Source organism: Nocardiopsis listeri NBRC 13360, assembly GCF_001570765.1.
Classification (GTDB): domain Bacteria; phylum Actinomycetota; class Actinomycetes; order Streptosporangiales; family Streptosporangiaceae; genus Nocardiopsis; species Nocardiopsis listeri.
This window is the reverse complement of record NZ_BCSH01000102.1, coordinates 1-22,523: the sequence shown is the minus strand read 5'-3', so window position 1 is coordinate 22,523 and position 22,523 is coordinate 1. Positions and strand designations below refer to the sequence as shown.

19 protein-coding genes are annotated in these 22,523 nt (G+C 69.6%); 5 read left to right on the top strand and 14 right to left on the bottom strand.

Translation table 11 applies throughout. From position 1 onward, the window contains the following. The coding region (locus tag NLI01S_RS23930) for an acyl-CoA dehydrogenase family protein (RefSeq protein WP_190318574.1) at positions 1–398 on the bottom strand (398 nt) is incomplete at its 3' end. 204 nt (positions 399–602) lie between these two features. Here NLI01S_RS23930 and NLI01S_RS23925 point away from each other — a divergent pair. After that, complete coding sequence (locus NLI01S_RS23925) at positions 603–2,417, top strand: AMP-dependent synthetase/ligase (protein ID WP_067608909.1); 1,815 nt, start codon at positions 603–605, stop codon at positions 2,415–2,417. 125 nt (positions 2,418–2,542) lie between these two features. Further along, positions 2,543–3,313, top strand: a complete 771-nt coding sequence (locus NLI01S_RS23920; RefSeq protein WP_067608903.1) for a MarR family transcriptional regulator — start codon at positions 2,543–2,545, stop codon at positions 3,311–3,313. A gap of 136 nt (positions 3,314–3,449) precedes the next feature. Here NLI01S_RS23920 and NLI01S_RS23915 read toward each other — a convergent pair whose 3' ends face one another. Beyond that, a complete protein-coding gene (locus tag NLI01S_RS23915; protein WP_067608900.1) occupies positions 3,450–4,067 on the bottom strand; it encodes a TetR/AcrR family transcriptional regulator in 618 nt (205 codons plus the stop codon). A 73-nt stretch (positions 4,068–4,140) separates the two neighbouring features. Between NLI01S_RS23915 and NLI01S_RS23910 the strand changes: the two genes are divergently transcribed. Next, positions 4,141–4,962 (top strand): SDR family NAD(P)-dependent oxidoreductase, encoded by an 822-nt coding sequence (locus NLI01S_RS23910; RefSeq protein WP_067608898.1) that lies wholly within the window; start codon positions 4,141–4,143, stop codon positions 4,960–4,962. A gap of 20 nt (positions 4,963–4,982) precedes the next feature. Here NLI01S_RS23910 and NLI01S_RS23905 read toward each other — a convergent pair whose 3' ends face one another. Then, positions 4,983–5,870 (bottom strand): LysR family transcriptional regulator ArgP, encoded by an 888-nt coding sequence (locus NLI01S_RS23905; protein ID WP_067608896.1) that lies wholly within the window; start codon positions 5,868–5,870, stop codon positions 4,983–4,985. Between the two features lie 84 nt (positions 5,871–5,954). On the opposite strand from NLI01S_RS23905, the gene NLI01S_RS23900 reads away from it, so the two are divergent. Then, positions 5,955–6,647, top strand: coding sequence for a LysE/ArgO family amino acid transporter (locus NLI01S_RS23900; RefSeq protein WP_067608894.1), 693 nt, complete (start codon positions 5,955–5,957; stop codon positions 6,645–6,647). Between the two features lie 37 nt (positions 6,648–6,684). On the opposite strand, the gene NLI01S_RS23895 is transcribed toward NLI01S_RS23900, so the two are convergent. The 5 genes from NLI01S_RS23895 to NLI01S_RS23875 all read right to left on the bottom strand — a co-directional run bounded on the left by NLI01S_RS23895 (position 6,685) and on the right by NLI01S_RS23875 (position 13,448). Next, positions 6,685–8,508: an ABC transporter ATP-binding protein gene (locus tag NLI01S_RS23895; protein ID WP_067608892.1), complete on the bottom strand. Its 1,824-nt coding sequence runs from the start codon at positions 8,506–8,508 to the stop codon at positions 6,685–6,687. Then, positions 8,498–10,285 carry an ABC transporter ATP-binding protein gene (locus NLI01S_RS23890; RefSeq protein ID WP_223809361.1) on the bottom strand — a complete coding sequence of 596 codons (1,788 nt, stop codon included), beginning with the start codon at positions 10,283–10,285 and terminating at the stop codon, positions 8,498–8,500. The genes NLI01S_RS23895 and NLI01S_RS23890 overlap by 11 nt, the downstream gene beginning before the upstream one ends. A gap of 115 nt (positions 10,286–10,400) precedes the next feature. Continuing rightward, positions 10,401–11,267 (bottom strand): carbohydrate ABC transporter permease, encoded by an 867-nt coding sequence (locus tag NLI01S_RS23885; RefSeq protein WP_067608888.1) that lies wholly within the window; start codon positions 11,265–11,267, stop codon positions 10,401–10,403. A 1-nt stretch (position 11,268) separates the two neighbouring features. Beyond that, on the bottom strand, positions 11,269–12,156 hold the full coding sequence (locus NLI01S_RS23880; RefSeq protein WP_067608885.1) for a carbohydrate ABC transporter permease: 888 nt from the start codon (positions 12,154–12,156) through the stop codon (positions 11,269–11,271). Further along, entirely contained in the window at positions 12,153–13,448 is a 1,296-nt protein-coding gene (locus NLI01S_RS23875; RefSeq protein ID WP_067608882.1) for an ABC transporter substrate-binding protein, read from the bottom strand. Before NLI01S_RS23875 ends, NLI01S_RS23880 begins: the two co-directional genes overlap by 4 nt. A gap of 217 nt (positions 13,449–13,665) precedes the next feature. On the opposite strand from NLI01S_RS23875, the gene NLI01S_RS23870 reads away from it, so the two are divergent. Continuing rightward, the gene (locus NLI01S_RS23870) at positions 13,666–14,685 is read left to right on the top strand and encodes a LacI family DNA-binding transcriptional regulator (protein ID WP_067608879.1); all 1,020 of its coding nucleotides are present in this window, start codon (positions 13,666–13,668) and stop codon (positions 14,683–14,685) included. Between the two features lie 55 nt (positions 14,686–14,740). On the opposite strand, the gene NLI01S_RS23865 is transcribed toward NLI01S_RS23870, so the two are convergent. The 6 genes from NLI01S_RS23865 to NLI01S_RS25450 all read right to left on the bottom strand — a co-directional run bounded on the left by NLI01S_RS23865 (position 14,741) and on the right by NLI01S_RS25450 (position 22,421). Continuing rightward, on the bottom strand, positions 14,741–15,970 hold the full coding sequence (locus NLI01S_RS23865; RefSeq protein WP_067608877.1) for an FAD-dependent monooxygenase: 1,230 nt from the start codon (positions 15,968–15,970) through the stop codon (positions 14,741–14,743). Positions 15,971–16,148: 178 nt separating this feature from the next. Beyond that, positions 16,149–16,994, bottom strand: a complete 846-nt coding sequence (locus NLI01S_RS23860; RefSeq protein WP_067608875.1) for an NAD-dependent protein deacetylase — start codon at positions 16,992–16,994, stop codon at positions 16,149–16,151. A 41-nt stretch (positions 16,995–17,035) separates the two neighbouring features. Then, positions 17,036–17,749 carry a PIG-L deacetylase family protein gene (locus NLI01S_RS23855; protein ID WP_067608872.1) on the bottom strand — a complete coding sequence of 238 codons (714 nt, stop codon included), beginning with the start codon at positions 17,747–17,749 and terminating at the stop codon, positions 17,036–17,038. Positions 17,750–17,789: 40 nt separating this feature from the next. Then, complete coding sequence (locus NLI01S_RS23850; protein ID WP_067608870.1) at positions 17,790–18,482, bottom strand: SAM-dependent methyltransferase; 693 nt, start codon at positions 18,480–18,482, stop codon at positions 17,790–17,792. Between the two features lie 129 nt (positions 18,483–18,611). Further along, positions 18,612–21,986, bottom strand: coding sequence for a pyruvate carboxylase (locus tag NLI01S_RS23845; RefSeq protein ID WP_067608866.1), 3,375 nt, complete (start codon positions 21,984–21,986; stop codon positions 18,612–18,614). A 111-nt stretch (positions 21,987–22,097) separates the two neighbouring features. Beyond that, positions 22,098–22,421, bottom strand: coding sequence for an SAM-dependent methyltransferase (locus NLI01S_RS25450; RefSeq protein ID WP_223809362.1), 324 nt, complete (start codon positions 22,419–22,421; stop codon positions 22,098–22,100). Positions 22,422–22,523 lie beyond the last annotated feature (102 nt).

Here is a 22,523-nt window from a genome sequence, read left to right as displayed (position 1 = left end):
TTGGGTTCGGAGGCGCAGAACGCGGCGAGCTTGACGTCGTCGGGGGTGCCGAACATCTGCGGCGCCCACTCACCGATCTGCTCGGGGGTACCAGTGGCGCTCAGGGAGGCGGCGGCCAGGCCGGTGCCCATGATGGACAGGCCGATGCCGGAGTCTCCCCAGAAGAGTTCCTCGATGGCCACGACCATGCCCAGACCGCTCTCCTCGAAGGCCTGGGTGGCGAAGAAGTCCAGGGAGTACAGGCCGATCTTGGCGGCCTCCTGGATGATCGGCCAGGGAGTCTCCTCGCGCTCGTCCCATTCGGCCCCGGCGGGGCGGATGACGTCCTTGGCGAAACCGTGGGTCCAGTCTCGGACGTCGCTGATCTCTTCGGGGAGTTGGAGTGAGAAGTTGGACATGGGGGTGGCTCCTTGGGGTCGAGCAGGGGGTGTTACCGGCGGTTACGCGTAGATGTTACCCATGAGTAGCACCCCGCTTTCCGTTCTGTCCAGCTTCGGGGGTTCGGGGCCGCGAAAAACCGGGCCCTTTCCCTTGGAATCCGAAAGGACTAGGGTTCGGTGTGTCCTGCGCCACACACCGAGGAAGCCGCCCCAGGAGTACACATGACCTCCGTTCCAGGCACCGCGGACGCCCCCACGAACCGCACCCTTCCCGAACTCCTCCTGAGCAACGCACGCGAGCACCCCGAGCGCCCGGCACTGTCCTGGCACGAACCCGGGGCCACCGACTGGACCACTCTGACCTGGGCGCGGGCACACGACACCGTCGTCGCCCTCGCCGAGGGGTACGCCTCTCTCGGCGTCCGAACCGGCGACCACGCCCTCATCATGATGGGCAACCGGCCCGAACACTGGCTCTCCGACCTCGCCCTGGTCCAGGCCGGGGCCGTCCCCACCACCGTCTACTCCACCTCCGCCGCCGAACAGATCACCCACATCGCCCGGCACAGCCGTGCCCGTGTCGCCGTCGTCGAGAACACGAAGGTGGCCGCCCTCTGGGAAGGCCTCCTCAAGGACCCCGACACCCCGCTGGAGCGACTGGTCGTGGTCGAGGGCGCCGATCCCGACCGCGGTCACACCTCCTACGCCACCCTCACCGAGGCGACCCCCTCGGGGGCGGCCGACCGTTGGCGCGACCGCGCCCCGGACGACCTCGTCACCGTCGTCTACACCTCCGGCACCACCGGAGACCCCAAGGGCGTGGCGATCTCGCACCGGCGGGTCCTGGCCCAGGCCGGTGCCCTGGACGCGGCCCTGGAGCTCCCCGAATTCCCCGACCACGTCTGCTACCTGCCGCTGGCCCACATCGCCGAGCGCATGCTGAGTATGTACATGCCGCTGGTGCGCGTCTCGCACGTGTGGATGTGCGCAGACCCGACCGCGGTGGTCGGGGTCCTGCCACAGGTACGGCCCCCGCACTTCCTCGGGGTGCCGCGCGTGTGGGAGAAGTTCGCCGGGGCCGTCCAGGCGGTCCTGTCCTCCCTGCCAGAGGAGAAGCGCACCGCCATCGACCAGGCCCGGGCGGTGGCCACCGAACACGTCGAACGGCTCGAACGCGACGGCGAGGTCCCCGCCGAACTGGCGGAACGCTACCGGCGGGCCCACTCCACGGTCCTCGAACCACTGCTGGCCGAGATGGGGCTGGACCGGGTACTCCTGCCCTCCAGCGCCTCGGCTCCCATGCCCTTGGAGGTGGTCCGTTTCTGGGCCTCCCTCGGCATCGTGATCATGGACGTCTGGGGCCTCACCGAGTCCGTGGGCGTGGCCACCATGAACGTTCCCGAAGTCGGAGGGTTCCGGCTCGGCTCGGTCGGTCGTCCCATCGAGGGCGTCGAGACGCGCCTGGGAGAGGACGGGGAGGTCTTCCTGCGCGGGGCCTCCGTCTTCGATGGATACCTGGTGGCGGACGGGTCGGTCCGTCCCGATACCGACGTCGACGGCTGGTTCGCCACCGGTGACGTGGGCCGGGTCGACGAGGACGGCTTCCTGTGGATCACCGATCGCAAGAAGGAGATCATCGTGACCTCCGGCGGCAAGAACGTGTCGCCGGCGCTGGTGGAGAACACCCTCAAGGAACATCCGCTGGTCGGCCAGGCCTTCGCGCACGGAGACGGCCGCCCCTACCTGGTGGCCCTCGTCGTGCTCGACCCCGAACTGACCCCGCTGTGGGCGGCCTCCAAGGGGATCGAGGCGACGGGGGAGGACCTGGCCGCGCACCCGGAGGTCGTCGCCGAGATCGACGCGGCCGTGACCGCCGCCAACGAGCGTCTCAACCGTGTCGAACAGGTCAAGCGGTACCGGATTCTCTCCCGCGAATGGGGACCGGAGACCGGTGAGCTGACCCCCTCGCTCAAACTGCGCCGCCGCGTGGTGGCCGACGGTTACGCCGACGAGATCGACGCCCTCTACGAGGATTGATCCCCTCCGGCCCGGCCGCACCGGGGCGGCCGGGCCCCGGTGAGTCCGACGTCTCCCACGGAGGAACGCAGTATTCTCGGGGTCTCGACCCCCGTGCGGTTCCCCTCGCCCCCTGGAGACGGCACATGAACGTGTTCCCCTCGCACGACGATCCCGAGCAGATCATCACCGTCCAGCAGGACTACGACGGTGACACCCCCATGGACACCCACCACCTGGAGACGGGGGAGTCACGCACCTTCGGACGTGGTGGTCGCAACCGTCAGGTGGACATCCCGTTGGCCGGGGGCGACCGGGCGGTCTCGCGGGTGGCGGGCGAGATCGTCTCGCACGGGGATCACTGGCGGATCAGCAACCTCAGCCCCACCAAGTCCTACGTCGTGGAGAACACCGAACGGCTCGCCGGGTTCGTCCAGGTCCCGCCGCACACCCAGGGCATGCTCGTACCCTTCGAGACCTCCCGGGTACTGGTCCCCGGCGGCCAGGGCGAGCACGGGTTCCTGGTGATGGCGCCCGCCGCGTGCAGCAGCGTGCTGGTACCCGCCGGGGAACCGTTCGTGGACACCGAGACCACCGACTCCCAGGCCGAACGCACCGACGTCCGCAGCTTCCGGATCGATCGCCTGCACACCTACTACCGGGTGCTGGCGGCCTTTTGCGAACCCCGCCTGCGCGACCCGGGCACCCGGTACACGCCCACCCAGCACCAGGTCGCCGAACGGCTGAAGCTGTCCAAGGCGGCGGTCAACTCCCACATCGACTACCTGCTCAAGAGCAAGTTCCGTGTGGAGCCGGAGGATGCCCGCCAGGGACAGGACTGGCGGGTGGACGTGCTCACCGAGAAGGCCCTGCACTTCGGTCTGGTCACCGAACGGGACCTGTCGGTCCTCCCCTGAGCCGGCTCGGGGCCAACACCACCACGATCAGGAACAGACCGCTGACGACCTCCTGGCGGGCCGAGGTCAGCGTGCCGACCGCCCTGATCACCCGAGAGGGCACCGTCGGTGGACCCTGACGGTCCCCTTGGCCCGATCAGGTGGGGGGCAAGGCCCGGACGGCGGCCACCGCTTCGTCCCAGAGGTCTTCCAACGGCACATCGCCATCACGGCGCACCCAGGTCTCGGTGGCGACGTCCAGGCAGGTCAGCGCGGTCGCGATGATCGCGGTCGCCCGGTGATCGGCGCTCGTCCCGTCGAGGTCGCCCGCGTCGACCAGGCGGCGGGCGAGTACGGGTACGAGCATCTCCTGCCAGGCGAGGTGCTTCTCCAAGTGGCGGGTGCGCAGGGTCGATGACTGGAAGAGCATCCGCCCGACGCGCAGTTCGGTCTCGGGTTCGGCGGCCTCCTCGCGTAGTGCGAGAAGTGCCCCGCGCACCGCCACCCAGGGTTCTTCTCGGAGTGGACGAGCGACGAGGGCGGCCCGAACACGGTGCCCTCGGTCGATCAGATCGCCCAGGACCACGTCCTCCTTGGTCGCGAAGTAACGAAAGAAGGAGCGCCGGGAGATCCCGGCGGCCTCGGCGATCTGGTCGACGGTGGTCTCTTGGAAGCCTTGGTCCAGGAAAAGCGCCATGCCGACTTCTGCGATCTCTCGGTGCACCGCTCGGCGGGTCCGCTCTCTTAGACCGGGTGCGGCTTCTCGACTGCTCACACACTCACCCTACCGGGAAGTCACTTTGTGCCGATGGTGTCACTCGGTGCCATGTTTGGCGTAGGGTGTTGCCATGTCTATCGATCACACCCGCCAGACCACCCTCATCACCGGGGCCAGCGCCGGAATCGGTGCGGCCCTCGCGCGCAGACTCGCCGAACGCGGCACCGACTTGGTGCTCGTCGCCCGCCGGACCGAACGACTGGACGCACTGGCCACGGAACTGCGCGAGGAGTACGGAGCCGGGGTCGACACCGTGTCGGCGGACCTCGGGCGCCCGGACGCGGGCAGGGAACTGGCCGCCGAGGTGGACCGCCGTGGCCTTCGGGTGACCGGCCTGGTCAACAACGCGGGCATCGGCTCGGACGGCGCTTTCGCCGACCAGGGACCCGAGCGGATCGAAGCCCTGCTCACACTGAACGTCACCGCCCTCGTGGACGTCACACGAGCGTTCATCGGACGGCTGAGCGCGGCCCCGGGCGGCTACCTTGTCAACGTCGCCAGCGCCGCCGCCTACCAGCCGATCCCGGGTATGGCCGTCTACGCGGCGAGCAAGGCGTTCGTGCTGAACTTCACCGAGGCGCTGTGGTGGGAGACACGCGAGAGCGGTCTGCGCACCCTGGCGTTCTCACCTGGCCTGACCAGGTCGGAGTTCTTCGACGGGATCGGCACCGATGGTTATGGCGGCGGCTTCCAGACTCCCGACGAGGTCGCTCGGGCGTTGATCCGAGCGCTCGATCGGCGTAGATCGGCCCCGAGCGCGGTATCACGGGTGAGCACCGCCCTCTCCGCGGGAGTGGCCCGGATCCTCGGCCGCAGAACCGCCGTACTGGTCACGGCGAGTGCGGCGGGTTCGGCCACGCTGGTGCGCAAGCGGCGTCCCATCGGGGCCTGAACAGATCGGCCGCACCGACGTCACATCGGGTGGAGCCGGAGGGCGGCTTCGGTGCGCACGCATTCGGTGATCCGGTCGAGCAGGGGCGAGCGCAGGTTCCAGCGCTGCCAGAACAGTCGTACCTCCACCGGGTGTTCCGGGGCCAGGGCCACCAGCCGCCCGCTCTCCAGGTGCGCCCGGCACTGTTGCTCGGGGACGGCGCCCCAGCCCAGGCCCAGCAGCACCGTGCGGGCGAAGTCCTCCGAGGCCGGAACGTAGTGGCGTGGCCCAGTCGAGCCCTCGCCGGTCAGGTTCCGCAGGAAACGGTCCTGTAGTTCGTCCTTGCGGTCGAAGTTCACCACCGGCGCCGCGTCGAGCCCTTCGACCCCGCGCAGCCCGTGGCGTTCGGCGAACTCCGGGCTGCACACCGCCTGGTAACGCATCACGCCCAGCCCCTGGACCGAACACCCCTGCACCGCCTCGGGGGTGGAGGTCACCGCGGCCATCACCGAACCCGAACGCAACAGGCTCGTGGTGTGCTCCTCGTCCTCACGGTGGATTTCGAACACCGCGCCGAGTTCGGCCGGCAGTTCGGCGAGGGCTTCGAGGAACCAGGTGGACAGGCTGTCGGCGTTGACCGCGAGCGGCACGTGGTCGCGCTGTCCCTCCCCGCCCTGGCGCAGTTCGGACAGCACGTCCTGGTCCAGCAGCAACACCTGGCGTGCGTAGCGCAGCACCGCGTCGCCGGCCTCGGTCGGTGTGACGGGGTTGGTCCGCCGCACCAGTACCTTGCCGGCGCTCTGCTCCATCGCCCGGATCCGCTGCGACACCGCCGACGAGGTCACGTGCAGTCGTTCGGAGGCGGCCTCGAAGGTGCCCTCGTCTATCAGCGCGGTCAGCGTGCTCAGATGGTCGAACTGGAACGGCATCCGTGGCCTCTCCTAAGCATCCCTTAAGCCTTCTAAGAAACTTTAGCTTTACTGCGGACCGGTGGTCGGGGGAGGCTACCGGACGTGAACGAAACGCTTCTTCCCGCACTCCTCGGCCTGGGCACCGGGCTCGCCCTCATCGTCGCGATCGGCGCGCAGAACGCCTACCTCCTGCGCCTGGGCATCGACGGAGACCCCCGCACGGTTCTGGCGGTGGTCCTGGTCTGCGCGTTCTCCGACGCGATCCTCATCGCCGCCGGTGTGGTCGGCATCGGCGGCCTGATCCAGGCCATGCCCGCCGCGCTCGTGGTGATCCGGATCCTCGGCTCGGGCTTCCTCATCGTGTACGGGCTGCTCGCCGCGCGCCGGGCGCTGAAACCGGGACCCGCCGAGACGCTGGTTCCGGCAACGAGGGAGCCCGAACCCACGGGAGACGGCGGCGTGGTGACCACACCGCGAACCGGCACCGGCACCCGTGTGCGTTCCTCGTTGAGCGCCGCCGTCCTCACCGCGCTGGCCCTGACCTGGCTCAACCCCCACGTGTACCTGGACACCGTGGTCTTCCTGGGCTCGCTCGCCAATCAGCAGATCGGCGACGCCCGTTGGTGGTGGTCGGCCGGGGCGTTGACCGGCAGCTTCGTGTGGTTCTTCGCCCTGGGGTTCGGGGCCCGACTGCTGCGTCCCTTCTTCGCGCGCCCCGGCGCCTGGCGGGCGCTGGACGGGATCATCGCCGTCGTCATGCTCGCCCTGGGCGTCCGCCTGGCCCTCGGCGCCTGAGCGTTCGTCGACTCAGTGCCCGAAGACCCCTCCGCGCTCACGTCGAGGACCGCCGCTCGCCCGTGCTCCGAACGCGATAGGCGCGTGCCTGGATTCCGTACAGCTCGGCGTAGCGCCCATCGAGCTCCATGAGGTCGTCGTGGGTACCCTGCTCGATCACCCGCGCCCCGTCCAGGACGACGATGAGGTCGGCCATGCGCACGGTCGAGAACCGGTGGGAGACCAAAAGCGTGAGGTGGTCCCGGCCGCTGAGGGCGCGGGCGCGCTCGGCGTACCGTTCGAACAACAGATGCTCGGTTTCGGCGTCCAACGCGGACGCGGGTTCGTCCAGGAGCAACAGCAGGGGGTGGTCGCGCATGTAGCCGCGGGCGAGTGCGACCTTCTGCCACTGGCCCTCGGACAGCTCCGCGCCTTGGGCCCACGTGTTGCCCAGTTGTGTGTCCAGTCCTTGGGGGAGTCGCCCGACGAGGGCCCCCGCGTCCGCGCGCTCGACGGCCCGCTCGACCGCGCCCTCCTCCTCGACCCGGGACAGGTCGCCGAGGCCGATGGAAAGACGCAGCGGGTACTCGAAGCGGGCGAAGTCCTGGAAGGCGCCCGACAGCCGCTCGCGCCATGTGTCGGCCGCCATGCCGGCAAGGTCGTGCCCATCGACGAGGATCCGCCCGGAGTCGGGTTCGTACATCTTGGCCAGTAGCTTGACCAGCGTGGACTTGCCCGCCCCGTTCTCGCCGACCACGGCCACCACCGCGCCCGCCGGTAGGTGCAGCGAGACCTCCTCCAGAACGGGTCGGTCCGTCCCCGGATAGCGGAAGGACACCCGGTCCAGGGTGATCCCGCCGCCCACCCGCTCCGGCGCGGCCACCACGCCTCGACGCTCGGCGGCCGAGGCCAGTTCCTCCAGCCACAGCAGGCGGCGGCCTCCTTCCAGCCAGATGGTGCGCAGGAAGTGGACCTGGCCGAGGATGTGGCCGATGTACTGGGCCAGTCGGCTCCCGGCGGTGAGCAGCAGGACCACCTGGGCCGCCGAACCGGTACCCAGGGACACCCAGACCAGCGCGCACACGAACGCGCCGGCGAAGACCGTCAGCGCCGCCGCCTGCCACGCGGCGGTGACCCACCGGGCCCGCGCCATGATCCGATGGCGCGCGGCCCAGGCCCGGTGACGACCTTCCCGAACCCGCTCCCGTGCCCGACCGACACGGAGTTCGCGCCCGGGTGAGGCCTTCGTGCCGAGCAGGAAGAAGTGCCGCGCCAGACGCTCGTGGTGTCCGACCCCTTCCTCCAGGGCGTGCTCCGCCCCTCCGCGCCAGTGGGAGACCAGGGCGGTGGGTACGGCGAACAGGCACAGCAGGCCGAGCAGGGGGTGGATGGTCATCAACAACGCAGTGGTCAGGACCAGACGCAGGACGGCGCCCACCGCCTGGAACAGGTACTGGTAGACCTCGCTGAGCGTGTCCGCGTGGTCGCGCAGGAGTTGGGCGCGGTCGACGTAGGCGGGGCGTTCGTGGTGTTCCAGGGAGGGGATACCGCTCTGCAACCGGACCACGTGCGCTTCCATGAACACGGCGGCGCGGTCGGCGAAGCGGCGGTCGGCCCGCTCGCTCACCACGCGCAGCAGCCAGCTCAACGCGGCCAGCGCGCCCAGGGTCATCGCGGCCACGACCATGTGGCCTTCCGCCCCGGAGACCACCGCGTCGGTGAGCCAGGCCAGGGTGAGGGCGATCAGGACGTCGGGCAGGGCCGCGCCGATGGTCGTGGCGAACGCGACGGCGATGAGCCCGGGGGAGGCCGCCCAACCCAGGCGGAGCGTGCGGGCCAGCGCACGCCAGGACGAGGGCAGCGGGTGGTCCTCACTCGACATGGTCGGCTCCGTCCTGTGCCTCGTTGAATCGCGCGGCCTGGAGGCGGAAGAGCCGCGCGTAGGTGCCCTTCAGTGCCATGAGTTCGTCGTGGCTTCCGAACTCCACGACCCTGCCCTCGTCCACCACGCAGATCCGGTCGGCCCGCCGGACCGTGGAGAAACGATGGGAGATGAGGATGGTCGTGCACCCCCGGGTCGCCTCCAGGACCCGGTCGAAGACCTCGGCCTCCCCGCGCACGTCCAACTGGGCGGTGGGCTCGTCCAGGACGACCACGCCCGCGCCCTGGTTCACCGCGCACAGCACACGGGCGAGGGCGACCCGCTGCCACTGTCCACCGGACAGGTCGGTGCCCTTGGAGTACCCGGGAGAGAGCACGGTCTCCACGTCGCGCAGGTCCGTGGCTCCGGCGATCGCCAACGCTTCGTGGACCTCCTCCGGGGAGGCGCCCAGTGGGGCGACGTTGTCCTTGAGCGGCAGTTCGTAGCGGATGAAGTCCTGGAAGATCGCGCTGACGCGGCGGCGCCACGATTCCAGGTCCAGGTCCTTCAGGTCCGTTCCGTCCACCTCGATCTTTCCCGAGACCGGGTCGTAGAGTCGGCACAGCAGCTTGACCAGGGTGGACTTGCCCGCCCCGTTGACGCCGACCACGGCCAGCGAACTTCCGGCCGCGACGGTGAGGTCGAGACCGTCCAGGACCGGCGTGGACATGCCCGGGTAGGAGAACCCCACGTCACGGAACCTGATCTCGGAGGCGGGAGTGCCCTCCGCCGGTTCTCGCCCGGAGACCACCGAACGTGCCGTGGCCGTGGTCGACATCGTCCGCTCCACACGAAGTACCGACACCACGGCGTCGGTGGCCAGGGACAGGGCCCAGTTCAGGCCGCCGAAGGCCAGCGCGCTCGCGCCGACGGCCGCGTAGGCGAAGGTGCTCACCTGGCCCGGGTCGATGGTGCCCGACGCGGCGTCACGGCCCAGGGACCAGAAGAACAGCCCTCCCGATACCACCAGCACCATCACCGCCCAGCGCATCGGCTTGCGCCGTAGCCGGGTGGCGTGCCAGCGCAGCTCGACGAGGTCGCGCCGGTCCGTGGCGAAGCGCTGCGTCAGCAGGCTCGCCAGGCCGAAGAGCCGGATCTCCTTGGCCGCGGGGGAGTCCACCGCCAACCGGTAGGAGTACTCGGCGCGGCGTTGGGCGTCCAGGACCTCGCCGGTGTCGCGGTCCCACTGGGAGCTCTCGCGCAGCAACCAATGGGTGCAGAGCCAGGCCCCGCCGACCAGGAACGGGGCCCACCAGGCGTAGCCGGCCAGAACGATCGCCTGGGCCAGGCCCGCAACGGCCTCGACCAGCCCACCCGCGATGATGCCCATGGACAGGTGCAGGGGCGGACCGGTCATACCGAGGTCGAAGTCCCGCGCGGCGGTCAACTCGTCCATGTGCGCGCGGTCCTCCAGGTGCGCGACGCCGTCGGGAGCGTTCGCGGCGACCAGGAGCCGGTCGTGCAGGCGGTCGGAGACGTGTTCGCCCAGCAGGGAACCGACCTGGGTGTGCAGGGGTGTCACGACCTGCATCAGGACGAAGACGACACCGATCAGGAGCAGCGGCGTACGCAGCGGATCCTCGCCGGTGACCGCGCCGACCAGTATGCCGACCGCCACGACGAACACGGCGGGAAGGCTCCCTTGGACCAGGATCAGCGTCCACCACGCCACGGTGAGCCGACGATGAGATCGCCACAGTGCGGCGAAGAAGAGCGGTTTCTTGTCAAGGGAGGGCACCCTGGGACACAAGCCGTTCCGGGCCCCGGTGTCAAGGGATTTTTCGACCGGAGGAAGGCGAGGGGATGCTCCCGGGACCCCTTGTTCGGGGGCATCCCCTCGCACAGGGATCGGCCTACTTTCCGAACCCGGCGGCCAGCCCACCGAGCAACTGTCTGCGGCCGAACAGGTACAGGGCGAGGATGGGCAGGGACGAGAGCACCACGGCCGCCATCAGCCCGGGAACGTCGGTTCCGTACTGGGTCTGGAACGCCCACAACCCCAACGGCAGGACCCGTGTGGACTCGGACTGGGTCAGCACCAGCGGGAAGATGAAGTTGTTCCAGGCGTTGAGGCCGACGAAGATCGCCACCGTCATCACGCCCGGCCGCGACAGCGGCAGCACCAGACGCAGGAAGACCTGCCGGTTGGTCGCTCCGTCCAACGCCATCGCCTCGTACAACGACCCGGGAACGTCGCGCAGCGAACTGGTGAGCACCAGGATGGAGATCGGCAGGCTGAAGGCCGCCGTGGGCAGGATGACGGCGATGAGGGTGTCGTACAGGTTCATCCTGGTGATGAGCAGGTACACCGGGATGATCACCGCCTGGGCCGGCACCGCCAACCCCAGCAGGAACAGCGAGAAGGTCGTGGCCACGACGCGGCTGCGACTGCGCACGATGCCGAACGCCGCGGGGACCGCCACGAGCAGCACCAGGCCGACCGCGCCGAGCGCCACGATGAGGCTGTTGCCCAGGAACCTCAGGAACCCCACTTCGAACACGTTGAGGTAGTTGTCGAAGGTGAGGTTGTCGGGGATGGCCAGCGGCCCCTCCGACATGTAGTCGCCGGAGCCTCGCAGGCTGGTGGCGACGAGGAAGTACAGCGGGATGGCGACGATGACGAGCCAGAAGGCGGCGCCGAGACCGGACCAGTAGGACGGGCGTCCGCCGGATCGACGACGTCGCCGGAGAACCGGCCTGTCCTTCACGTTCGGGGCCATGTCAGATGCCCTCCCTCTGGCTGGTCATGCGGGAGTATCCGGTCACGCGCACGACCAACAGCGACAGTCCGGTTCCCAGGACGACCAGAACGACCGCGATCGCGCTCGCGTAGCCCATCTCGAAGGAGACGAAGCCCTGGGTGTACATGTACAGGGGCAGGATCCGGGTGGCGTTGCCCGGGCCGCCGTTGGTCAGCAGCAGGACCGTCTCGAAGTAGGTCATCGACCCCACGATCATCAGTACCGACGAGGCGATGATGGTGTGGCGCAGCTGCGGGACGGTGATCCTCAGGAACCGTTGGAACGGGGAGGCCCCGTCCAGTTCCGCCGCTTCGTAGAGCGACCGGGGCACCTGACGGGCCGCCGCCTGGTACAGCAGCATGTGGAACGGCAGGAACTGCCACAGCACGATGAACGCGATCGCGTACAGCGCCAGGGTCGAGTCGCCCAGGACGTTGCCGTTGAACCCGAACAGTGGTCCGATCTGGCCGGGCAACCCGTAGTGGGGTTCGAGGATGGCCTTCCAGAGCAGGGCGATGGCCGCGGTGGACAGCAGCAACGGCAGGAAGAAGATCGAGCTCACCACGGCCCGGGACTTCTGGGTGCCGGCCGCCCACGACCCGAAGGCCAACGCCATCGGGGTCTGGGTGGCCCAGCACAGCAAGGTCAGGAACAGTGTGATGCCCAGACTGGATCGCACCTGTTCGTCCTCGCCCAGACGGACCCAGTTGTCCAGACCCACCCACTCGGGGGCGCCGAGCCCGCTCCAGTCGGTCAGGCTCAGGTACAGGACGATCAACACCGGTCCCAGACCGAACAGGCCGAAGAACAGCAGGGCCGGAGCGACCCAGACGAACCCGGGCCGCTCCGTGGTGTAAGTGGACCTCACAGGAAGGACTCCATGTCCTTGGCGAAGTCTTCCGGAGTGGTCTCGCCCAGGAAGAGCAACTGCAGGTTGGTCAGGAGGGCCTCGGCGGCGGCCGGCGGGATGGCCTGGTCCCAGGACTGGGTGAAGCTGGGAGCCTCGGAGACCATGCCGTGGGTGAAGACCGCGAAGTCCGCGTAGTCGCTGTCGGCGAGCTGGTCCTCGATGCCCTCGACGGCGGGCACCTGGCCGGCGTCGATCAGACCGGTCACGTACTCGTCGGAGGTGACGGTCTCCACCAGGAAGTCGACGGCCGCGTCGGGGTTGAGGCTGTCGTCGTTGATGGAGAAGTAGTTGCTGGGGTTACCGACGACGGCGCCCTCCTCGCCCTCACCGCCCTCCACGACGGGGAAGGGGACGTAGCCGAGGTCGCCGCCGGAGGCGAAGTCGGGGTGGTTCTCCTGCTGCTGGGACAGGTCCCAGCTGCCCATCAGGAACATCGCGGCGTCACCGTTGGCGAGCATCGCCGAGGCGCCGCCGCCGTCGTAGTCGATGGAGGCGAAGTTGGGGCCGAACGCGCCGGCGTCGACGAGCTCCTGGCACTTCTCCATGGCCTCGATCATGGCGGGATGCTCCCAGGCGCCCTCTTCGCCGTCGACCACGGCCTGGAAGACGTCGGGGCCACCGATCCGTTCCACCAGGTAGGACAACCACATCAGCTGGGTCCAACCCTGGGCGCCGGGCAGGACGATCGGGGTGACCTCGTCCTCCTTGAGGACCTCGACGGCCTCCAGCAGCTCGTCGTAGGTCTGCGGTGCCTCCAGCCCGGACTCTTCGAGGACGGCGTTGTTGGTGAAGAGCACCACCGGCTGCATGCCGAGCATCGGCACCCCGTAGTAGCCGTCCTCGATCCGGGCGACGTCCAGGACGCTGGGAAGGAACGAGTCCCGGAACTCGGGGTTCTCGTCCAAGGCGGTGGTCATGTTGAACACCTGGCCCTGGTCGACGTACTCGCTGAGGTTGCCGCCGCCCCAGTTGAAGAAGACGTCGGGGGCGTTGGGGGAGCCGAGGGCGACCTGGAGGCGTTGCTTGTAGGCGTCGTTGACGAAGGTGACGAGCTCGGAGTCGATCTCGGCGCCCTCGTTGTAGGAATCCATGGAGGCCTGGAGGACGTCGTTGACGGCCGCCTCCTCCAACGCCCAGACCTGGAGGGCGTCCTCCGACATTCCGGGCCCGGAGGACCCACAGGCCGTGGCCACCAAGGTGAGGGCCAGGGCGGTACTTCCGATCACACTTATCCGGTGGGTGCGACTCATGGCGTGGACACCGTTCTCTGGTCGAACATGGGGGGCGACCGAAAGCTTCCGAAATGTTTCCGATAGCTTTCGGGATGCTTGACGCTAAGTCGTCCACCAAGAGACGTCAAGGGGAGCGCGGGTTTCGAGGAGGTTACGGTGTGGGGTGGCGAAATGTTTCGGGCTACAATCCGCTGAGCGGATCACGGGGCCTCGCTCCCCGACGTTGAGGAGGCGTATGGCGAAGAGACGACCCACCCTGGCCGAGATCGCGGGGGAGGCGGGGGTCTCCGTCTCCACCGTCTCCAAGGTGATCAACGGACACATAGACGTCGCGGCCGACACCCGACGCCAGGTGGAGCGGCTGCTCGAACAGCACCGCTACCAGCCGCGCAGGCATCGGGGCAGGCGGACCGTCGGCCTCATCGACCTGGTCTTCCTCGACCTGGGCAGCCCCTGGGCGATGGAGATCCTCACCGGCGTCGAGGAGGTCACCCACGACGCCGGGTTCGGCATCGTCGTTTCGGCGGTGCACGACCGAAAACGCAGCCGCCCGGGCCGCAAGTGGCTGGACAACATCCAGGCCCGCCACTCCGACGGCGTGGTCCTGGTGCTGTCCGAACTTTCCACCCAGCAACAGGCACAGCTGGACGCCCTGGGCATCCCCGTGGTGATCGTCGACCCGATAGGGGACCCCGCGCGCGGCGTCCCGGCCGTGGGCGCCGCCAACTGGGACGGCGGACTCACCGCCACCGAACACCTCATCGCGCAGGGTCACCGGCGGATCGCCACCATCGCGGGTCCCGCGCACGTGATGTGCAGCCGGGGACGCGTGGACGGGTACCGCAGCGCCATGCGCAACGCGGGCCTGCCCGTCCTGGACGGCTACGTCACCCACGGCGACTTCATGGCCGGTACCGGCAAGGAGCTCACCGAGACGCTGTTCGAGCTGCCCGAGCCGCCCACCGCGATCTTCGCGGGCTCCGACCAGATGGCCCGGGGCGCCTACGAGGCCCTGCACGAACGCGGGCTGAAGGTGCCCGACGACGTCTCCGTGGTGGGCTTCGACGACCTGCCCGAGGCGCGCTGGGCGATCCCGCCGCTGACCACGGTCCGGCAACCGCTGCGGGACATGGCGCAGATGGCCACCCGCATGCTCATCGACCTGGTCGGCGGCGACGTCCCCGAGACCACCCGGGTGGAGCTCGCCACCCGTCTGGTGGAGCGCCACAGCACCGTACCGCCCAAGGAGACCTGAGCGGGCCGTGGCGCTTCGGGACGGAGCACTTCGGCGAAGGGTCCCTCGGCCGGGGTCAGTCGGTCCGTTCCTTGAACATGCCGACGTAGCGCTCCAGGGCGAACTCCTCTCCCACCGGGTCCTTGGCGGGCTGAAAACCCAACTTGTTCATGAGCCTGGCGCCACGGGACAGGGCGGCCTCGGCGCGTTCGCGCATCCACATCTCGTACGGTTCGACCTCCGGGGCGCCGGTCTCCACCGACTGTGGCGCCACGGCCTGGGCCTCACGGACCGTGGGCCGCATCGCCGCCTCGTAGGAGAAGTACGCCCGACCGTGGTCGCCCTCGGCGTAGGCGAGCTCGCCGGCCAGGGCCAGCGCACCGAGCAGGGCGGTTCCGGGACCCTGTCCGCTCAGCTGGTCCGGACAGTAGGCGGCGTCCCCGACCAGGACGACGCGGCCCGAGGACCACACGTTCATGCGCACCTGGGTCGACGGGTCCACCGTGACCTCGGCCTCGCGCATGGCCGCCAACAGCTGCGGCATGCACCACCCGTCCGCGCCGAAGTACTCCTCCACCATGCGGTGCAGGGAACCCTGGTCCAGGCTCCTCGGACGCACCGGGAAGCGGTCGCGCATCATCAACACCACGTACAGGCGTTCGTTGTCGGGCAGGGTGGCGGCCACACAACCCCGGTGCGGCCAGGTGTGCCAGGACAGGGAGTCCCGGGTGCCCAGCACGTTGGGCGTCTCGAAGGTGGCCACGTTGGCCTCCAACCGGTGCAGATGGTTCTCGTCGGGCCCCTCGAAGGCCAGTCGCCGCACCGGGGAGTACAGGCCGTCGGCGCCCACCACCAGGTCGAAGCGTCGGTCATGGGCCTGGGCGAAGGTGACGTCCACGCCGGTCTCGTCCTGGGTCAGGCCGGTGACGGTGTCGCCGTCCATCCGCTCGACGAGGACGTCGGGGAGGCGGTCGGCCTCCTCCCGCAGTACCCGGACCAGGTGGTCGTGGCGGATCATCACGGATCCGGGGTCGAAGGGAAGAAGGATGGGGGCGATACGTCCACTGATGTGGTTGCGGATCTGGGTGTGGTTCGCGCCCAGGGCACGAACCCGCTCTCCCAGACCCATGCGGTCCAGCAGTTCCATGCCGCGGCGGGATACCTCGACGTGGTCGCCCTCGGCGCGGGGGCCCGGGGCCGAATCGACGATGGTGGGAGAGAAGCCCTTACGGGCCAGCCAGAGAGCGAGCGCCGAACCGGCGACACCGCTTCCCGAGACGAGGATGTTCCTGTTACAGAACGGCACGCGATCCTCCGTGTGCAAAGTCGGCCGGGATCGTCCACCCGGTCCGAGAAAAGCCGATAAAGGCGGGGATCCACCCCGAGCATCCCCCGTGGGTGCGCACCGCACACGCTCAACACCTGTGGAGACGGGATGAGCGGAGGGCCTCGACGGTTCACCGTACCCCTCGTACGGTGCGAAGTCAGACGCGGTGGGTGTCGGCGAGGGAACGCAGTACCGGCGAGCATCCGTGGTCGATGGTCAACGTGGCCATGTCGTCGCAGCGGGTCGTGCCCCGGTTGAGGATCACCACCGGCTTTCCCATGGCCACGGCGCGCTTGACGAACCTGCGGCCGGAGAAGACCGTCAGCGACGAACCCACCACCAGCAGGCTCGCCGCGCTCTCGACCATCGCGTAGGCGTCCAACACCCGGGGCTTGGGCACGTTCTCGCCGAAGTACACGATGTCGGGCTTGAGCGTGCCGCCACAGCCCACGCAGTCGGCCACCCGGAAGTGCTCGGTACGGGCCAACACCGCGTCGGCGTCGGGGGCCACCTCCACGTCGGCGACCTCCTCGACGAAACCCGGGTTGAGACCGGTCAACCGCACCGCCAGCTCCGCGCGGTCGCTCACCGCGCGACAGGCCAGGCAGACCACCCGATCGAAGCGCCCGTGCAGGTCGATGACGCGCCTGCTGCCGGCGGCGTCGTGCAGGGTGTCGACGTTCTGCGTGATGACCCCGTGCACCGCGCCCGCCTGCTCCAACTCGGCCAAGGCCAGGTGGCCGTCGTTGGGCCGGGTCCGCTCCACGTGTCGCCACCCGACGTGGTTGCGCGCCCAGTAGTGGCGCCGAAAGGCGGCGTCCCCCACGAACTCCTGGTAGGTCATGGGTCTGCGCGGGGGCGAGTCGGGGCCCCGGTAGTCGGGGATGCCGGAGTCGGTGGAGACGCCGGCCCCGGTCAGCACGGTCATCGGGCCCGTACCGAGGATCTCGCGGATCCGATCGGCGGCCTCCTCGGCGGCGTGAGCGTGGAGCGTGTCGGTCACGCCCCGAGGATACGTCCCCCCGTCCAGCCCCGGCGTGGTGTTCAGGCGGTATGCACGATTCGGAACACCTCGGCCAGGGAACCCTCGGGCAGCCCGCCCTTGACGGCGTTCTCGACCATCCAGGTGCGCAGGAACGGTGCGATCTCGTCGATGTCGGAGATCTGGCTCTCGTGCGAGGCCAACGCCGCCAGCTTGCGTTCGAACACCGAGGTGATGTCCGAGTAGTGGTAGGGGCCCGGGCCGCCGGTCACCCACACCTCCGGCACGGTCCAGGGGGCCAGGCCCTCCACGTGGAGCAGTTCCCGGTGCGCGTGCGGGTTGCGCGCGTCGGGGAAGACCGCGTTGATCGCGGCCTCGCCGGTGGCCATGTGGTCGGGGTGGCTGGCGGCGATGCTGTCCCAGTCGCGTTCGGGGTTCGGGATGACCATGCGCTGGGGGCGCACCTGGCGGATGATCCGGGCGATGTCGCGGCGCAGGTCCAGTGAGGCGACCACGCGCCCGTCCGGGTGGCCCAGGAACCGCACGTCCTTGACCCCCACCTCGGCGGCGGCCCTGCGCTGCTCGCCCCGGCGCATCGCCCCGATCTCGGCGCTGTCCAGGGTGAGCTCGTCCCCGCCGGCCTCGCCGTCGGTGACCATCAGGTAGACCACCTCGGCCCCGGCCTCGGTCCATCGGGCGACGGTGCCCGCGCAGGAGAAGTCGGCGTCGTCGGGGTGGGCCATCACGACCAGGGCGCGTTCGGGGGCGTCGGACACGGGAACTCCTCATTCTCGGCAACGCCCCCATGCTACGAACTCAGGGTTCGCGGGCGACACCGCCGTACATGTCGGTGTCCGGCGACGAACCGATCTCCACGTCGCCCGGACGCCACTCGGTCACCGGACCCACTCCGGGGGAGAGGATGTCCAGACCGTCGAAGAAGGAGGTGATCTCGGCCAGGCTGTGCGAGCGGTACGGGAGGGTGGCGCTCTCGTACCACTGATCGACCGCCTCGGCGGTGGAGGTCTCCTCGGACATCAGGTCGCCGAAGACCAGGAAGCTGCCCCAGGGGAGGGCGTCCAGATAGGTGCGCATGAGACCGAGAGCCTGTTCCAGGTCGGGGATGTGGCCCAGGGTGCCGATGATCGACAACCCGATCGGTCGGTCGAGGTCGAGCACCATGGGGTCGTTGTCCACGTAGACCACGCGGGACTCGGGCGCGATGGCCTGGGCGATCTCGTGGGTGTTGTGGTGGGTGGGCAGCCCGGTGCCCGCGTCCAGGAACCCGCGTACCTTCTCCTGCCCGGCCAGGTGGGTGATCGCGCGGACCAGGAAGGCCCGGCCGGCGCGTGCGTCGGTCGCGAACTCGGGGTAGGTCGCCAGGATCCGGTCGCCGAGGACGCGGTCGACGGGGTAGTCGTCCTTGCCGCCGAGCCGGTAGTTCCACACCCGGGCGGAGCGCGGGGCGGAGGCGTCGACGCCGTCGGGGACGGCCGGGCTACCGCTCATGGGAAGCCGATCCGGTGCGGGGACGAGGCGCGACCAGTCCGTCCCAAACGAGTCCGCCCGAGAACCCCGAAACGCCGAGAACCCCCGCGCGGCAGGGCTTCCTGCGGCGCGGGGGCTCGGAGTCCGGGATCAGCTCAGGCGGACGATCAGGTCGCCGCCCTCCACGCGCTGGACGCCCTCGACCGCGACGCGTTCGACCACGCCGGCCCGAGAGGCGGTGATCGAGGCCTCCATCTTCATCGCCTCGATGGTGGCGACGGTGTCACCGGCCTCCACCTCGTCGCCCTTGGCCACCACCGGGGTGACCACACCCGCGAACGGCGCGGCCACCTGGGACGGGTCGTCCCGGTCGGCCTTCTCCGCCTCGGGGGCGCTGGAGGCCAGGGCACGGTCCCGCACGTGCAGCGGACGCAGCTGGTCGTTGAGCGTGGTCATCACGGTGCGCATCCCGCGCTCGTCCGGCTCGCTCACCGCCTGGAGTCCGATGAGCAATCGCACACCCGGCTCCAGGTCGACCACGTGCTCCTCTCCCTCGCGCAGACCGTAGAAGAAGTCCATGCTGTTCAGCACGCTGGTGTCGCCGTAGGACGCGCGGTGGGACTCGAACTCCTTCGTGGGCCCGGCGAACAGCAGCCGGTTCAGGGTGGGGCGCGGGTCCTCGACCAAACCGGTGCGGTCCACCGAGGTCAACTCCACGGCCTCGCGCGGCTCGCCGCGACCGCGAAGCGCCTTGGTGCGGAACGGCTCGGGCCATTCGCCCGGGGGGACCCCGAGCTCACCGCGAAGGAAGCCCACCACCGAGTCGGGAACGTCGAATCGGTCCGGGTCCTTCTCGAAGTCCTCCGGGGCCACGCCCGCGCCCACCAGGTGCAGGGCCAGGTCGCCGACCACCTTGGAGGAGGGGGTGACCTTCACCAACCGACCCAGCATGCGGTCGGCCGCGGCGTACATCGCCTCGATGTCCTCGAACCGGTCGCCCAACCCCAGCGCGATCGCCTGGGTGCGCAGGTTGGACAGCTGACCACCGGGGATCTCGTGGTGGTACACACGACCGGTCGGGGAGGCCAGACCCGCCTCGAAGGGCGCGTAGACCTTGCGCACCGACTCCCAGTACGGCTCCAGCTCGTTCACCGCGTCCAGCGACAGCCCGGTCGGGGTCTCGGAGTGGTCGAAGGCCGCCACGATCGCCGACAGCGACGGCTGCGACGTGGTGCCCGACATCGACGCGACCGCGCCGTCGACGGCGTCGGCGCCCGCCTGCACCGCGGCCAGGTAGGTGGCCAGTTGGCCACCGGCGGTGTCGTGCGTGTGCACGTGGACGGGCAGGTCGAACTCGGCGCGCAACGCGGTGACCAGGCGCTTGGCGGCCGGGGCGCGCAGCAGGCCGGCCATGTCCTTGATCGCGAGCACGTGGGCGCCGGCGTCCACGATCCGCTCGGCGAGCTCGAGGTAGTAGTCGAGGGTGTAGAGCTTCTCGCCGGGGTCGGACAGGTCGGCGGTGTAGCACAGCGCCACCTCCGCCACCCCGGTGCCGGTCTCCCGGACCGCGTCGATGGCCGGACGCATCTGGTCGACGTCGTTGAGGGCGTCGAAGATCCGGAACACGTCCACCCCGGTCCTGGCCGCCTCACGCACGAACGCGTCGGTGACCTCGGTGGGATAGGGGGTGTAGCCGACCGTGTTGCGTCCGCGCAGCAGCATCTGCAGGCAGATGTTGGGTACCGCCTCGCGCAGCGCCGCCAGTCGCTCCCACGGGTCCTCGGCGAGGAAGCGCAGGGCCACGTCGTAGGTGGCGCCGCCCCAGGCCTCCAGGGACAGCAGCTCGGGCAGCGTGTGGGCGACGGTGGGCGCGACGGCCAACAGGTCGTTGGTGCGTACCCGGGTGGCCAACAGCGATTGGTGGGCGTCGCGGAAGGTGGTGTCGGTGACGCCCAGGTTCGGTGACTCGCGCAGCCACCGGGCGAAGCCCTCCGGTCCCAGCTCGTCCAAGCGCTGCTTGGAACCGGCCGGCGGCGCCTCCTGGGGCGCCTCGACCAGCTTCGCGGTGGGGTCGAGCAGTTGCGGGCGCTCGCCGTGCGGCTTGTTCACCGTCACGTCGGCCAGGTAGGACAGCAGACGGGTGCCGCGGTCCGCGGAGGGGCGCGCGGTCAGCAGCTGCGGGCGCTCCTCGATGAACGAGGTGGTGGCGCGGCCCGCGCGGAAGTCCTCGTCCTCCAGCACCGCCTGTAGGAACGGGATGTTGGTGGAGATGCCGCGGATCCGGAACTCGGCGACCGCGCGGCGGGCACGGCTCACCGCCGTCTCGAAGTCACGACCGCGGCAGGTGAGCTTGACCAGCAACGAGTCGAAGTAGGCGCTGACCTCCGAACCGGCCGCCGCCGTGCCACCGTCCAGGCGGATGCCCGAACCACCGGGGGAGCGGTAGGCGCTGATCGTCCCGGTGTCCGGACGGAACCCGTTGGCGGGGTCCTCGGTGGTGATCCGGCACTGTAGGGCGGCGCCGTGCACGACGATGTCGTCCTGGCTCAGGCCCAGGTCGGCGAGGCTCTCGCCCGCGGCGATCCGGATCTGGGACTGTACGAGGTCGACGTCGGTGACCTCCTCGGTCACCGTGTGCTCGACCTGGATGCGCGGGTTCATCTCGATGAAGACGTGCCGGCCGTCCTTGCCGAGCAGGAACTCGACGGTGCCCGCGTTGCGGTAGCCGATCTCCTTGGCCAGGCGCACCGCGTCGTCGCAGATCCGCGCGCGCAGCTCCGGTGACAGGTTCGGTGCCGGGGCCATCTCCACCACCTTCTGGTGGCGACGCTGCACGGAGCAGTCACGTTCGTACAGGTGGATGACGCCTCCCTGGCCGTCGGCGAGGATCTGCACCTCGATGTGGCGAGGGTCCACCACGGCCCGCTCCAGGAACACCGTGGGGTCGCCGAAGGCGGTCTCGGCCTCGCGCATGGCGGCCTCCGCCGCATCGGCCAACGTGTCGGCGGTGTCGACCCGGCGCATGCCACGGCCACCACCGCCGGCCACGGCCTTGACGAACAGCGGGAACCCGATCTCACGGGAGGCCGCGACCAGGGCGTCCAGGTCGGTGGAGGGCTCGGAGGACTCCAGGACGGGGATGCCCGCCCGCTTGGCCGCAGCGATCGCGCTGGCCTTGTTGCCGGTCAGGTCCAGGACCTCGGCGGGTGGCCCGACGAAGGTGACGCCCGCGTCCGCGCAGGCCCGGGCCAGGCCCGGGTTCTCCGACAGGAACCCGTACCCGGGGTAGACGGCGTCCGCGCCGGCCTCCACCGCCGCCCGTACGATCTCCTCGATCGACAGGTAGGCGCGCACCGGGTGGCCCTGTTCCCCGATCTGGTAGGCCTCGTCGGCCTTGAGCCGGTGCAGGGAGTGGCGGTCCTCATGGGGGAAGACCGCCACGGTCCTGGCTCCGACCTCGTGTCCGGCGCGCATCGCGCGGATCGCGATCTCTCCGCGGTTGGCGACCAGTATCTTTCGGAACATGCCCGATGCCTCCTGAACTCGTGCGGCGCTGCCCTGTCCGGCCTCGTCGCCGGTGGCCCGGCGGGCGTTCGCGTCGTGAGAACACGAGCACTCGCCGAGACCTCCGGAACCCTAACGATTCGGGCCTGCCCCGTTTTCACCTGGGGTCTCTTTGCGCGGCGCCTTTTTCGTGGAATTCAGGGGATAATTTTCTCCAATGTGAAGAGTTCGGATTTTTTCGAGACCAAGCGTGGGGCGTCCCACATTCGAACGCGTGGTCGGAGAGCGGTCGACCCTGCGGGCCCACGGTTTACGGCCGACGGCACCGAACTCGTCCACCTCCCGGGGTTCGCCCACCTCGGTGGAGTCCGGCCGCCATCGCGTGATCGGTACCAGGTCCGGCTCCACCAGGTCCAAGCCGCCGAAGAACCGGGCGACCTCGTCGGGGGCACGCAGCGGATCGTGGAGGGTGTCCGTAATGGGGGCCTCTCGTCGTCGTGCGCCGACAGCCTGGATGAGTGATTCCAGGGGTGTGCGGGGGCTTGAGGGATGTGTGGG

Coding starts and splice junctions, on each gene's coding strand:
- NLI01S_RS23925 (WP_067608909.1), top strand. CDS start 603: ATGACCTCCGTTCCAGGCACCGCGGACGCCCCCACGAACCGCACCCTT.
- NLI01S_RS23920 (WP_067608903.1), top strand. CDS start 2,543: ATGAACGTGTTCCCCTCGCACGACGATCCCGAGCAGATCATCACCGTC.
- NLI01S_RS23910 (WP_067608898.1), top strand. CDS start 4,141: ATGTCTATCGATCACACCCGCCAGACCACCCTCATCACCGGGGCCAGC.
- NLI01S_RS23905 (WP_067608896.1), bottom strand. CDS start 5,870: ATGCCGTTCCAGTTCGACCATCTGAGCACGCTGACCGCGCTGATAGAC.
- NLI01S_RS23895 (WP_067608892.1), bottom strand. CDS start 8,508: ATGTCGAGTGAGGACCACCCGCTGCCCTCGTCCTGGCGTGCGCTGGCC.
- NLI01S_RS23885 (WP_067608888.1), bottom strand. CDS start 11,267: ATGGCCCCGAACGTGAAGGACAGGCCGGTTCTCCGGCGACGTCGTCGA.
- NLI01S_RS23875 (WP_067608882.1), bottom strand. CDS start 13,448: ATGAGTCGCACCCACCGGATAAGTGTGATCGGAAGTACCGCCCTGGCC.
- NLI01S_RS23870 (WP_067608879.1), top strand. CDS start 13,666: ATGGCGAAGAGACGACCCACCCTGGCCGAGATCGCGGGGGAGGCGGGG.
- NLI01S_RS23850 (WP_067608870.1), bottom strand. CDS start 18,482: ATGAGCGGTAGCCCGGCCGTCCCCGACGGCGTCGACGCCTCCGCCCCG.
- NLI01S_RS23845 (WP_067608866.1), bottom strand. CDS start 21,986: ATGTTCCGAAAGATACTGGTCGCCAACCGCGGAGAGATCGCGATCCGC.